We start from the raw sequence: 13,037 nt of genomic DNA, 5'->3' as shown, positions 1-13,037 counted from the left end.
GTATCAACCGGCGCGCTTGGCGGCGATGGCGTTGCCGGCGCGGCTGGCGCCTTTGCGGCCCAGGAACTGCGAAATGAACTGGCCGGCGTCGACCACGATGTTGAGGTCGATGCCGGTGGCTACGCCCAGGCCCTGCATCATGTACAGCACGTCCTCGGTGGCGACGTTGCCGGTGGCGCCCTTGGCGTACGGGCAGCCGCCCAGGCCCGACACCGACGAGTGGAAGATGGCGATGCCGATCTCCATGCTGGCGTAGATGTTGGCCAGCGCCTGGCCGTAGGTGTCGTGGAAGTGGCCGGACAAGCCTTCGATGCGGAACTCGCGGATCGCCCGCTCCATCACCGCCTGCGTCTTGCGCGGCGTGGCCACGCCGATGGTGTCGGCGATGTCGATCTCGTCGCAGCCCAGGTCACGCATGCGGCCCACCACGTCGGCCACCGCGTCCAGCGGCACGTCGCCCTGGTAGGGGCAGCCGAACGAGCAGCTGATGCTGCCGCGCAGGCGCAGGCCGTTGTCCTTGGCCGCCTTCGCCACGCCTTCGAAGCGGGCGATCGATTCGGCGATCGAGCAGTTGATGTTCTTTTGCGAGAAGGCTTCAGAGGCAGAGCCGAAAATCACCACCTCGTTGGCCTGCGCCGCCAGCGCCGCCTCGAAACCCTGCATGTTCGGTGTCAGCGCGGAATAGATCACGCCCGGCTTGCGCTCGATTGCGGCCATGACCTCCTTGCTGGTCGCCATCTGCGGCACCCACTTCGGCGACACGAACGACGCCGCTTCGATGTTCTGGAAGCCGGCGCTGGTCAGGCGGTTCACCAGCTCGATCTTGACCTCGGCCGGCACGCTTTCTTTTTCGTTCTGCAGGCCGTCGCGCGGACCGACTTCGACGATCTTTACCTGTTTCGGCAAACTGTTCATATCAATATCCCCGGTTGCGGTCGACCACGCCGGCGACCTGCTCGCCCTGCGCGAATTTACGGATTTTTTCGGTGACCTGCACCACGCTTTCGCGGCGCAGGGTCAGCGCCGAGATGTGCGGCGTGATCGTGATGCGCGGCTCCTGCCAGAACGGATGCTGCAGCGGCAGCGGCTCGTTGCGGAACACGTCCAGCGTGGCGGCGGCGATATGGCCCGACTTGATCAGCGTGACCAGGTCGGGCTCGGCCAGGTGCGCGCCGCGCGCCACGTTGATCAGGAACGCGCCCTGCGGCAGCTTGCACATATTGGTGCGGCTCATGATGTTGTTGGTGTCCGGCGTCAGCGGCAGCATGCAGACCAGCACCCGCGTGCCACGCAGGAAAGTGTCCAGCCCATCTTCGCCGTGGAAGCACTGTACGCCCGGCATGGCTTTTTGCGTCCGGCTCCAGCCGCGCAGCGGGAAGCCGAACGGCGCCAGCGCCTCCAGCACGCACGTACCCAGCACGCCCATGCCCATTACGCCGATCGCGAAGTCTTCCTTGTGGTGCTGTGGCAAAGGCAGCCACTGGCCCGCGCGCGCCTGTGCCTCGTATTCGTCCAGGCGGCGATAGTAGCGCAACACCGAATGCGTGACGTATTCGGCCATCTGCATTCCCATGCCCGCGTCTTCCAGGCGAATGATGGGGATGTGCGCCGGGATCGCGTCCGAAAACTTGAGGATGGCGTCGACACCCGCGCCGGTGACGAAGATCGCCTTGACCTGCGCCAGCTCCGGCAGCATCGCTTCCGGCGGCGACCACACGACCGCATAGTCGCAGGTCTGGTTTTTTTCGCCAGCGTGCCAGATTTCGACTTCGGCTTCCGGCAGGTACTTGCCGAAGTCCTTGATCCACGGCTCGGTCTTGCCGTCCGCTCGATGTAAAAGAATACGCATGATGATCTCCTTTACGCCGCTGTCTTGAACGCCAGCAGCGGCGCGCCATCGGCCACCTGGTCGCCCACGCTGTACAGGATTTCGTCGACCACGCCATCGTGCGGCGCGGCGATGGTGTGCTCCATTTTCATGGCTTCCATGATGACCAGGGCATCGCCCTTCTTCACTTCCTGGCCTTTGGCGGCCAGCACCGCGACCACCTTGCCCGGCATCGGCGCGGTCAGGCGGCCGCCTTCGGCCTCGGATTCGCCGGCGTGGGCCATCGGGTCGTTGTAGGCCAGCGGATAGTGGGCGCCGTTGGTGAAGACGTGGAACATGTCGCCGTCGCGGCGCACGGTGCCATGCACGGCCTGGTCGCCCAGCTTGATGCTGAAGTCATTCCCCTCTTGCGACATCAGGCTCAGGACCTGGGGCTGCGCGCTGTTCACGCTGAACAGCCAGTCGGCGGCTCGATAGCTGACGTTGGCGCTGTAAGGCTTGGCCGCCGCGAATTCGTCGCTGAACGACAGCGCGCGCACATACGGGTGGTTCATGCGCCAGCCCAGCGCCTGGCCCCACGGATCGGCGGCGTTGGCGCCCGATTGCGCGGCCGAGCGCTCCTTCTCGGATTCGATCAGCGACACGGCGGCCAACGCCAGCGCGGCGTCCGGCGCGGCCTGCGCGGCCGGGAACAGCGTGTCGTGATTGCGTTCGATCAGTCCCGTGTCCAGGTCGGCGGTGGAGAAAGCCTGGCCTTCGACGAGGCGCTTGAGGAAGGCGATGTTGGTGCTCAGGCCGACGATCTGGTATTGCGACAGCGCTTGCGACATGCGGGCCAGCGCCTGCTTGCGGTCCGCGCCCCAGACGATCAGCTTGGCGATCATCGGATCGTAGAACGGCGAGATCGCATCGCCGGCGCGCACGCCGGAATCGATGCGCACGCCGGCCGGCAGGTCGGGCGAGCCGCCCAGTTCGAAAGTCACCGCGCCCGGCGTGTCCATGTGGCGCAGCGTGCCGATCGACGGCAGGAAGCCCTTCTCCGGATTCTCCGCGTAGATGCGCGCTTCGATCGCGTGGCCGTTGATGGCCAGCTCGGTTTGTTTTTTCGGCAGCGGCTCGCCGGCGGCGACGCGGATCTGCCATTCCACCAGGTCGGTCCCGGTGATCATTTCTGTCACGGGATGCTCCACCTGCAGGCGGGTGTTCATCTCCATGAAGTAGAACGAACCATCCTGGTTGGCGATGAACTCCACGGTGCCGGCGCCGACGTAGCCGACGGCCTTGGCGGCGGCGACCGCGGCCTCGCCCATCGCCGCGCGGCGTTCGGCCGGCATGTTCGGCGCAGGCGCTTCTTCCAGCACCTTCTGGTGGCGGCGCTGCACCGAGCAATCGCGCTCGAACAGGTAGATGCAATTGCCGAGCGTGTCGGCGAACACCTGGATTTCAATGTGGCGCGGACGCAGCAGGTACTTCTCGGCCAGTACCTTGTCGTCGCCGAAGGAGCTGATGGCCTCGCGCTTGCACGATGCCAGCGCGTCCTTGAACTGCGCCGAATTCTCGATCACGCGCATGCCCTTGCCGCCGCCGCCGGCCGAAGCCTTCAGTAGCACCGGGTAGCCGATCTTGTCGGCCTGCGCGTGCAGGAAGTCGGCGTCCTGCTGTTCGCCGTGATAGCCGGGCACCAGCGGCACGTTGGCCTTCTCCATCAGCTGCTTGGCGGCGGACTTGGAGCCCATCGCGCGCATCGCCGATGCCGGCGGTCCGATGAACACCAGGCCCGCTTCGGCGCAGGCGTCGGCGAATTCGGCGTTCTCGGACAGGAAGCCGTAGCCGGGATGGATCGCCTGCGCGCCGGTAGCCTTGGCCACGGCGATGATCTTGTCGCCGCGCAGATAGCTTTCCTTGGCGGCGGCGGGACCGATCAGCACAGCCTCGTCGCACACGGCGACGTGCTTGGCGTTGGCGTCCGCCTCCGAATAGACCGCAACGGTCTTGATGCCCATGCGGCGCGCGGTGGCGGCTACACGGCAGGCGATTTCACCACGGTTGGCGATCAATATTTTTGTAAACATGGTCTCTCTCTTTGCAGCTTGTGGCTGGAAGTTTTTTTATTGTGTGGTGGTTCGGCGAGGCTGGATCAGCAGCCGCACTTTTCCTTCGGTGCCGATTCAAGCACGGCGCCGCGGGTTTTCAGGCCCAGTTTCGCCAGCAGCGCGCGGTCGTCTTCCGCTTCCGGATTTTCGGTGGTCAGCAGCTTGTCGCCGTAGAAGATCGAATTGGCGCCGGCCAGGAAGCACATCGACTGCACCGCCTCGCCCATCTGGCGGCGGCCCGCCGACAGGCGCACGCGCGCCTTCGGCATCGTGATGCGGGCCACGGCGATGGTGCGCACGAATTCCAGCGGGTCCAGCGGATCCATGCCGTACAGCGGCGTGCCTTCGACCTGGACCAGGTGGTTGACCGGCACCGATTCCGGATACGGATTCAGGTTGGCCAGCTGCGCGATCAGGCCGGCGCGCTGCAGGCGGGTTTCGCCCATGCCGACGATGCCGCCGCAGCAGACCTTCAGGCCCGCCTCGCGGATGCGGCCCAGCGTGTCCAGGCGGTCCTGGTATTCGCGGGTCGAGATCACGTTGTCGTAGAACTCGGGGGCGGTGTCCAGGTTGTGGTTGTAGTAATCGAGGCCGGCCGCTTTCAGGCGCTCGGCCTGCTTTTCCTCCAGCATGCCCAGCGTGGCGCAGGTCTCCAGGCCCAGCGCCTTCACTTCGCGCACCATCTCTTCGACCTTGTCCATGTCGCGGTCTTTCGGGCTGCGCCATGCCGCGCCCATGCAGAAGCGGGTCGCGCCGTTGTCCTTGGCCTGGCGGGCCGCGTCCAGCACGGTGTCGATGTCGAGGATTTTCTTGGCTTCGACGCCGGTGTCGTAGCGTGCCGCTTGCGGGCAGTAGCCGCAGTCTTCCTCGCAGCCGCCGGTCTTGATCGACAGCAGGGTCGCCAGTTCGACGTCACCGTCGGGGAAGTTGGCGCGATGCGTTTGCTGCGCGCGGAACATCAGGTCATTGAACGGCAGGTCGAACAGCGCCATCACGTCTTCCAGCGGCCAGGTGGCGGCGGGCGGCAAGGTGATCGCGGCCGTCGGACGGTGCAGGGAAACGGTTTTCGGTTCTTGGAGGGTGTTCAGGGACATCGTGATTCCTTCTTCGTTCAAAGTTTGTTCTGAGCTGGCCAATACGGCAGCTGCGTAAAGTCGATATGGGCGGCCGCCGCTTCGGCGCCCGGCTGTTCCAGGCGCGGCACGCGGCCCAGCAGCGGCGCAGCGATCCGCTGTTCCAATGCTGCGACGTTCTCGTCGGCGAACTCCATGTCCGCCTGTGTTTCGTTGGCGACCCAGCCGGCCAGCTTCAGGCCGCGCGACTCGATCGCCTCCACCGTCAGCAAGGCGTGGCTGATGCAGCCCAGCCGCAGGCCGACCACCAGCACCACCGGCAGGTCGAGCTGCTCGGCCAGGTCGGCGGTGTCGAAATCGTCGTTCAGCGGCACGCGGAAGCCGCCCACGCCTTCCACCACCACCGCGTCGGACGCGGCGTGGATCTCGACGTAGGCCGCCAGGATAGGCACCGGCGAAATCGTGATGCCTTCCAGCGCGGCGGCGATATGCGGCGCGGCCGGCTCCTTCAGCAGGAACGGCGTGGTGATCGACTGCGGCAGGTGGACGTTGCCGGCGGCGGCCAGCTGGTCGCAATCGTCGTTGTGCCATGCGCCGTCGCGCAGCTCGGCGCCGGCGGCGACCGGCTTCATGCCGCAGGCGCGCACGCCGGCCTGCACCAGCGCGTGCAGCATCGCCGATGAAACCAGCGTCTTGCCGATTTCGGTATCCGTGCCGGTGACAAAACAGCAAAAGCGCGGCGGTATGCCGGTGGTCACGGGGGCCGGTTGCACCTGCGTCTGCGGTACATCCACTGCTATCACGGGATCGTCGAGACTCATATCAAGTCCTTTCCAATGCATTGATCGCGGCTATCAATTTTGCGACTTCCATGCTGCTATGCCCCGCGGACAGTGTCACGCGCAGGCGCGAAGTGCCCGGGGGGACCGTCGGCGGCCGGATGGTGCCCACCCACAGCCCCTGCTCGTACAAGGCCGCCCCGGCGCGCATGGTTTCAGCATTATCGCCGATCAGGATGGGCTGGATCGCCGTGTTCGAGGGCAGGCGCTGCCAGCGCTGCAAACGCAGGCCATCGTCCAATTGTGCCACCAATGCCTGCAGATGGGCGCGGCGGTTGCGGCCTTCGTCGCCTTCCAGCAGTTCAAGGCTGGTCAGCAGCGCGTGCGCCAGCGCCGGCGGGGTGGCGGTGGTGAAGATGTAGGGACGGGCTTTCTGGATCAGCGTTTCGATCACCGTTTCATGCGCGGCGACGAAGGCGCCGCCCACGCCGGCGGCCTTGCCCAGCGTGCCCATATAGACCAGGTACGGCGAGCGCAGGTTGAAGTGCTCCAGCGCGCCGTGGCCGTTGGCGCCCAGCGTGCCGAAGCCGTGGGCGTCGTCGATGACCAGCCATGCGCCGTGTTGTTCGCACAGGGCCAGCAGCTCGGGCAGCGGCGCCAGGTCGCCGTCCATGCTGAAGACGCTGTCGGTCACCACCAGCTTGGTGGCGGCTTTCGACGCCGCCAGCATGGCCGCCAGCGCTTCCAGGTCGGCATGCGGGTAGACCTTGACGCTGGTGCGCGACAGCCGCGCGCCGTCGATCAGCGAGGCGTGGTTCAGCGATTCGGAGAAGATCTCGGCCTCGCGGTCGCCGGCGGTCAGGCCGGTGATGATGGCGAGGTTGGCCATGTAGCCGGTGCAGAAGGTCAGCGCGCGCGGCGATTCCAGGTGGGCGCCGACGAATTCCACCAGGCGCTGTTCCAGCATGGCGTGGGCGCGGCCATGGCCGCTGATCAGGTGCGAGGCGCCGCTGCCGACGCCGTACATCGCCGCGCCTTCCTGCAGCGCGAGTTTCAGCTTGCGGTGATTGGCCAGGCCGAGGTAGTCGTTGCTGCAGAAGGCCAGCAGTTCGCGCCCGTCCACCGACACGCGCGGTCCGCACGGCGAATCGACGGTGCGGCGCCGGCGTATCAGGCTGCGTTCGTCCAGCGCCTGCAGCTGGCGGTTGAGTTGATTGAGCAGTTCCATGGTCAGCCCGCCATCACTTTGTCGAACACGGCCAGCGTGTTGGCGGCCAGGCCGTCGATTTCCTCGTCGTCGAGGATGTACGGCGGCATCATGTAGACGGTGGAGCCGATGGGGCGCATCAGCAGCTCGTGCTCCACCGCCGTGGCGAAGAAGCGGCGCGAGAAATCGGGGGCGGCGTCGACGGCGTCGAAGGCCCAGATCATGCCGCGCTGGCGGAAGTTGCGCACCTGCCGGTGTCGCGCCAGCGGTTGCAGCGCGGCGGTCAGGCGCTCGGCCTTGGCGCGGTTGGCGTTCAGCACGTCGTCTTCCTCGAAGATCTGCAGCGTCGCCAGGGCGGCGCGGCAGGCCAGCGGATTGCCGGTGTACGAGTGCGAGTGCAGGAAGCCGCGCGTGACGTCGCTGCTGTAGAAGGCCAGGTAGATCTCGTCGCGCGTCATCACCAGCGACAGCGGCAGGTAGCCGCCGCTGATGCCCTTGGACAGGCACAGGAAGTCCGGCCACACGCCGGCCTGCTCGCAGGCGAAGAAGGTGCCGGTGCGGCCGCAGCCGACGGCGATTTCGTCGAAGATCAGGTGCACCGAATGACGGTCGCACAGTTCGCGCACCAGCTTCAGGTACAGCGGATCGTGCATCGCCATGCCGGTGGCGCATTGCACCAGCGGCTCGATGATGATGGCGGCGATCTGGTCGCCCCGTTCGGCGAACAGGCGTTCGACATCGGCCGCGGCGCGGCGTGCCACGTCGGCCGCCGTCTCGCCTTCGGCGGCATTGGCATTGCGAGCGTCCGGCGACATCACCGTTTGCGAGGCGCGCAGCAGCGGGCCGTAGGCGTCCTTGAACAGCGCGACGTCGGTGACGGCCAGCGCGCCGATGGTCTCGCCGTGGTAGCTGCCCTTGAGGCAGACGAATTCCTGCTTGCCGCTCTTGCCGTTGTTGCGCCACGAGTGAAAGCTCATCTTCAGCGCGATTTCGACGGCGGAGGCGCCGTCGCTGGCGTAGAAGCTGTGGCCCAGCACATGGCCGGTCAGCGCCGACAGCTTCTCGGACAGCTCGATCACCGGCTCGTGCGTGAAGCCGGCCAGCATCGCGTGTTCCAGCGTATCCAGCTGGTCTTTCAGGGCCGCGTTGATGCGCGGGTTGGCATGGCCGAACAGGTTCACCCACCAGGAGCTGATCGCATCCAGGTAGCGGCGGCCTTCATGGTCGTACAGCCACGCGCCCTTGCCGCTCTTGACCGGAATCAGGGGCACGGTTTCGTGGTGCTGCATCTGGGTGCACGGATGCCATACGCTGCGCAGGCTGCGTGCTACCCAGTCGCTTTGTTTATTCAATTCCAAAACAACTCCAAACTCTGTTAGCCGAGCCAGCCCGGCTTGCGCTTTTCCAGGAACGAGGCCACGCCTTCGCGGCCCTGCTCCGACGCGCGGATATGGGCGATGCGTTCGGCGGTATCGGCCAGCAGCGCATCGTTGACGGTTTGTCCGACCACGTCGCGCACCAGCACTTTGGCTTGCTGCACGGCGTTCGGGCTGTTGTTGACCAGCGCCTTGACGATCTCCGCCACCTTGGCGTCGAGCGCATCGGCTGCCACTACCTCGTGGGCGAAGCCGATGCGCAGCGCCTCCTGCGCGCTGAAGCGTTCGGCTGTCAGGAAGTAGCGGCGCGAGGCGTTCTCGCCCATGGCCTTGATCACATATGGCGAAATGGTCGCGGGGATCAGTCCCAGTTTCACTTCGCTCAGGCAGAAGTTCGCCTCGTCGGCCGCGACGATGATGTCGCACGCGGACACGAGGCCCATGCCGCCGGCGTAGCAATCGCCCTGCACCTTGGCCACGACGGGCTTGGGACACAGGTAGATCGTGCGCAGCATCTCCGCCAGTTGCAGAGCGTCGGCGTGGTTTTCGGCGTGCGTGTAGCCCGCCATTTTTTTCATCCAGTTCAAGTCGGCGCCGGCGCAGAAGGCCGGGCCGTTTGCCGCCAGCACGATGGCGCGCAGATCGGCGTCGGCGCCCAGATCGCGGAAGGCCTGCGTGATTTCGGCTATCGTCGTTTCATTGAAGGCGTTGCGCACGTCGGGGCGGTTCAGCGTGACGGTCGCGGTCTTGCCTTCGCGGCTGATGTCCAGAGTAGTAAAGCTCATCTTCAGTCCTTGATGGTGTATTTGATTTCGGTCGGCATGCCGACCGATTGCAGGAAGCGCTCCGTCTGCGGCAGCCAGATGGCCACGCCGTCGCGGCTGGAGCTCATCGTGTGCGCGTCGTGCTTGAACGGGCCGTAGGCCACCAGCTGCGCCTTGCCGCCGGCGCCGGTATAGGCCGCGTACAGGCTGGCGGCCAGCTTGGGACCGAAATGGGTATCGTTGGCGCCGTAGAACCAGATGCTCGGCGTGGTGCTTGCCGCGCCGTAGGCCTTGAAGGCGTCGACCAGCGCGGCCTGCCAGTCGCAGTGCGACTGGCTGTTGACGCCGCCGGCAAAGTTGATCACGCCGCGCACGCCGCTGATGTTATGGCTGCCGGCGGCAAGCGCCGTCAGGCCGCCGTGCGACTGGCCGGCGATGATCACGTGCTCCTGATCGGCCCACGGCTGCTTCATCGCGTATTCCATGGCGAAGTACAGCGAGGTGGCCTGGTCTTCGCCGTTCTCCCGCGCCTTGCAGTGCGAATTGACGTAGGTGCCGCCCGAGCCGGCGAAGCCCTTGCGCATCGGGATCACGACCGCGTAGCCGCGCTTGACGAACTCGCGGCTGATGACCGGATAGCGGGCCCGCTCCTGCCGGTGCGCGTCGCCGCCGTTTTTACCGTGGTTCATGAACAGCACCGGGAACGGGCCGTCGCCTGGCGGCTTGAAGATGGTGGTTTGCAGGCTGATTTCTTCGCGGCCTATCTTGGCCGGAACCGATACGACCTGTTCGTTCATGCGGGCGTCGACAGCAGGCAAGGCGGCGGCCGCCGCGCCGGCGCAAACCAGTGCGGCCGGAAGCAGTGCTGCGCCTTGAAGATATCGGTTCCGCATGTCCATCCCTTACATCCGGAACACGCCGAACTTGGTGTCCCCGATTTCGGCGTTCAGCGCGGCGGACAGGCCCAGGCCCAGTACCATGCGCGTATCGGCCGGGTCGATGACGCCGTCGTCCCACAGGCGCGCCGTGGCGTAGTACGGGTGGCCCTGGTGTTCGTATTGATCCTTGATCGGCTGCTTGAACGCCGCTTCTTCCTCCGCCGACCACGAGCCGCCCTTGCCTTCGATACCGTCGCGCTTGACGGTGGCCAGCACCGATGCCGCCTGGTCGCCGCCCATCACCGAGATGCGGGCGTTGGGCCACATCCACATGAAGCGCGGCGAGAACGCGCGGCCGCACATGCCGTAGTTGCCGGCGCCGAAGCTGCCGCCGATGATGACGGTGAACTTGGGCACGACGGCGGTGGCGACGGCCGTCACCATCTTGGCGCCGTTGCGGGCGATGCCTTCGTTTTCGTATTTGCGGCCGACCATGAAGCCGGTGATATTTTGCAGGAACACCAGCGGGATCTTGCGCTGCGCGCACAGCTCGATGAAGTGCGCGCCCTTCAGCGCGGACTCGGAGAACAGGATGCCGTTGTTGGCGATGATGCCGACCTTCATGCCGAAGATGTGGGCGAAGCCGCAGATCAGCGTGGTGCCGTAGCGCGCCTTGAATTCATCGAATTCGCTGCCGTCGACGATGCGTGCGATGACCTCTCTCACGTCGAACGGCTTGCGGGTGTCGACCGGGATCACGCCGTACAGTTCTTCGGTGGCGTATTTCGGCTCCGCGGCTTCGCGCAAGGCGCCCTGCTGCGGCTTGCTGCGGTTCAGGTTGGAGACGATGGTGCGCGCCAGCGACAGCGCATGCAGGTCGTTCTGCGCCAGGTGGTCGGCCACGCCGGACAGGCGGGTGTGGACGTCGCCGCCGCCCAGGTCTTCCGCCGTCACCACCTCGCCGGTGGCGGCCTTCACCAGCGGCGGGCCGCCGAGGAAGATGGTGCCCTGTTCCTTGACGATGATCGATTCGTCGCTCATCGCCGGCACGTAGGCGCCGCCGGCGGTGCAGGAGCCCATCACCACGGCGATCTGCGGGATGCCCTTGGCCGACAGGTTGGCCTGGTTGTAGAAGATGCGGCCGAAGTGGTCGCGGTCGGGGAACACGTCGTCCTGGTTCGGCAGGTTGGCCCCGCCCGAATCGACCAGGTAGATGCAGGGCAGGTTGTTCTGGTCGGCGATCTCCTGCGCGCGCAGGTGCTTCTTGACCGTCATCGGATAGTAGGTGCCGCCCTTGACGGTGGCGTCGTTACAGACGATCACGCACTCCTGGCCGGCCACGCGGCCGATGCCGGTGATGATGCCGGCCGCCGGCGCGGCGTCGGCGCCGTTGGCGTCCTGGTACATGCCGTAGGCGGCCATCTGCGACAGTTCGAGGAAAGGCGTGCCGGGATCGAGCAGCATCTGCACGCGGTCGCGCGGCAGCAGCTTGCCGCGGGCGACGTGCTTGGCCGATGCCGCCTCGCCGCCGCCGAGGGCGATCCTGGCGATCTTGTCGCGCAGGTCGTCCACCACGGCCTGCATGGCGGCCGCGTTGGCCTTGAAATCCTCGCTGCGGGGATTGAGTTTGCTTTCGATCTGCGGCATTGCTTTTCCTTTATTGCGCGTGGTCTCGGACGCGTCGTGGTGATTTATTCCGGAAAACTACCGTCAACGTAAAACCAGCGTGCCCCGCCTTCGGCCGGCTCGCGTACAAAATTACTGATCTCGTGCAGGCGCTGCGCCCGGCCATTGATCTTGAACCGCGCGACAAACTCCACCGTATCCCTGGTCGGGTCGGTCTCTTCTGCTTTACGTTGACGTAAACGTAAAGCAGATTTTACCTCAAGTCCCAGCCACTGCAATTTTTCTTCGTTGCTCATAATCGGCTCGGCGGGACGGGTGCTGGCGTGCCAGGTCGCCATCAGGTAGGGCTCGTTGCGCTGGACGTAGGCCGTATAGCGCGAGCGCATCAGCGTTTCGGCCGTCGGCGGGATGGCGCCGCCTTCGATAAACGGGCCGCAGCAGGTGGCGAGGGATGGGCCGCCGCAGGGGCAGGCCACGGACGCGATAGACTTCTTGGACATGTTTTGGGGCGGACTGGCTGGTGGTGCAATCCCGCATTATCCGCCAAATAGCCGCATTCCGCCGGGCTTGCCGTTATGCCATGTGTACAAATATTGTTATTTTCACCGGTCTGATACGTACACGTTTTCTGTAACGCTATTACACTAGAGGCGTTAGGAGAATTGAATGAGCCAGACCAGTTTTGAATTCAAGGCGGACGCCAACGACAGTTCGCCGCTGTACATGCAAATTGCCCGTAAATTAAGCGATGATGTACATAACGGCCGCTACCAGGTGGACCAGGCGCTGCCGTCCGAGCGGGCCCTGTCGGAGCTGCTGAACGTGTCGCGGGTCACCGCGCGCAAGGCCATCGACCAGCTGGTGGACCAGGGATTGGTGGTGCGCCGTCGCGGATCGGGCAATTATATTGCGCCGCGCATTGAACAGCCGCTGTCGAACCTGACCAGTTTTTCCGAACAATTGCAGCAGCGCGGCCACATTCCCGGCTCGCGCTGGCTCAAGCGCGCCATCGTCACGCCGACGCCCGAGGAGCAGCTGAGCCTGGGCTTGTCGCCGTATTCCAAGGTCGCGCGGCTGGAGCGCCTGCGCCTGGCCGACGACGTGGTGATGGCCTATGAGGTGTCGGTGCTGCCGCAGACCATCCTCAACGATCCGAACGCGGTGGGCGCGTCGCTGTACCAGTACCTGGAAAGCATAGGCCAGGCACCGGCGCGCGCGCTGCAGCACATCCGCGCGATGAACGCATCGGCCGAACTGGCCAAACAGCTGGGCGTGCCCGAGGGGCAGGCCGTGCTGTACATTACTCGTATCGCCTATCTGGAATCGGGCGAGGCGATGGAGCTGACGCATTCGTATTGCCACAGCGATCACTATGACTTTGTAGCGGAGATGCGCCGCGCAACCTGAGCCTCC

Annotated in this window: 12 protein-coding genes; 1 reads left to right on the top strand and 11 read right to left on the bottom strand. The window is 65.5% G+C overall.

Annotated features, from left to right (window positions below):
* Nucleotides 1–3: 3 nt before the first annotated feature.
* The 11 genes from ABWW33_RS11735 to ABWW33_RS11685 form a co-directional block, all read right to left on the bottom strand.
* Entirely contained in the window at nucleotides 4–915 is a 912-nt protein-coding gene (locus tag ABWW33_RS11735; protein ID WP_353401705.1) for a hydroxymethylglutaryl-CoA lyase, read from the bottom strand.
* A 1-nt stretch (nucleotide 916) separates the two neighbouring features.
* Nucleotides 917–1,849 carry a 2-hydroxyacid dehydrogenase gene (locus ABWW33_RS11730; protein ID WP_353401704.1) on the bottom strand — a complete coding sequence of 311 codons (933 nt, stop codon included), beginning with the start codon at nucleotides 1,847–1,849 and terminating at the stop codon, nucleotides 917–919.
* 11 nt (nucleotides 1,850–1,860) lie between these two features.
* Nucleotides 1,861–3,900 (bottom strand): acetyl/propionyl/methylcrotonyl-CoA carboxylase subunit alpha, encoded by a 2,040-nt coding sequence (locus ABWW33_RS11725; protein WP_353401702.1) that lies wholly within the window; start codon nucleotides 3,898–3,900, stop codon nucleotides 1,861–1,863.
* Between the two features lie 65 nt (nucleotides 3,901–3,965).
* The gene (gene bioB / locus ABWW33_RS11720) at nucleotides 3,966–5,015 is read right to left on the bottom strand and encodes a biotin synthase BioB (RefSeq protein WP_176653309.1); all 1,050 of its coding nucleotides are present in this window, start codon (nucleotides 5,013–5,015) and stop codon (nucleotides 3,966–3,968) included.
* Between the two features lie 17 nt (nucleotides 5,016–5,032).
* A complete protein-coding gene (gene bioD, locus ABWW33_RS11715) occupies nucleotides 5,033–5,815 on the bottom strand; it encodes a dethiobiotin synthase (RefSeq protein ID WP_353401701.1) in 783 nt (260 codons plus the stop codon).
* Between the two features lies 1 nt (nucleotide 5,816).
* Nucleotides 5,817–7,001 carry an 8-amino-7-oxononanoate synthase gene (gene bioF, locus ABWW33_RS11710; protein WP_353401700.1) on the bottom strand — a complete coding sequence of 395 codons (1,185 nt, stop codon included), beginning with the start codon at nucleotides 6,999–7,001 and terminating at the stop codon, nucleotides 5,817–5,819.
* 2 nt (nucleotides 7,002–7,003) lie between these two features.
* The gene (gene bioA / locus ABWW33_RS11705; protein WP_353401698.1) at nucleotides 7,004–8,338 is read right to left on the bottom strand and encodes an adenosylmethionine--8-amino-7-oxononanoate transaminase; all 1,335 of its coding nucleotides are present in this window, start codon (nucleotides 8,336–8,338) and stop codon (nucleotides 7,004–7,006) included.
* 17 nt (nucleotides 8,339–8,355) lie between these two features.
* Nucleotides 8,356–9,141, bottom strand: a complete 786-nt coding sequence (locus ABWW33_RS11700) for an enoyl-CoA hydratase/isomerase family protein (RefSeq protein WP_353401696.1) — start codon at nucleotides 9,139–9,141, stop codon at nucleotides 8,356–8,358.
* A 2-nt stretch (nucleotides 9,142–9,143) separates the two neighbouring features.
* Entirely contained in the window at nucleotides 9,144–10,013 is an 870-nt protein-coding gene (locus tag ABWW33_RS11695) for a dienelactone hydrolase family protein (protein ID WP_353401694.1), read from the bottom strand.
* Between the two features lie 9 nt (nucleotides 10,014–10,022).
* Nucleotides 10,023–11,645, bottom strand: coding sequence for a carboxyl transferase domain-containing protein (locus tag ABWW33_RS11690; protein WP_353401692.1), 1,623 nt, complete (start codon nucleotides 11,643–11,645; stop codon nucleotides 10,023–10,025).
* A 44-nt stretch (nucleotides 11,646–11,689) separates the two neighbouring features.
* On the bottom strand, nucleotides 11,690–12,124 hold the full coding sequence (locus tag ABWW33_RS11685) for a YchJ family protein (protein ID WP_176653316.1): 435 nt from the start codon (nucleotides 12,122–12,124) through the stop codon (nucleotides 11,690–11,692).
* Nucleotides 12,125–12,290: 166 nt separating this feature from the next.
* Between ABWW33_RS11685 and ABWW33_RS11680 the strand changes: the two genes are divergently transcribed.
* Nucleotides 12,291–13,031, top strand: coding sequence for a GntR family transcriptional regulator (locus ABWW33_RS11680; RefSeq protein WP_176653317.1), 741 nt, complete (start codon nucleotides 12,291–12,293; stop codon nucleotides 13,029–13,031).
* The last annotated feature ends 6 nt before the right edge of the window (nucleotides 13,032–13,037 follow it).

It is taken from the genome of Duganella hordei (assembly GCF_040369125.1).
Taxonomy (GTDB): domain Bacteria; phylum Pseudomonadota; class Gammaproteobacteria; order Burkholderiales; family Burkholderiaceae_D; genus Rugamonas; species Rugamonas hordei.
Note: the sequence above shows the minus strand (reverse complement) of the source record. Positions and strands in the feature narration are given on the sequence as shown.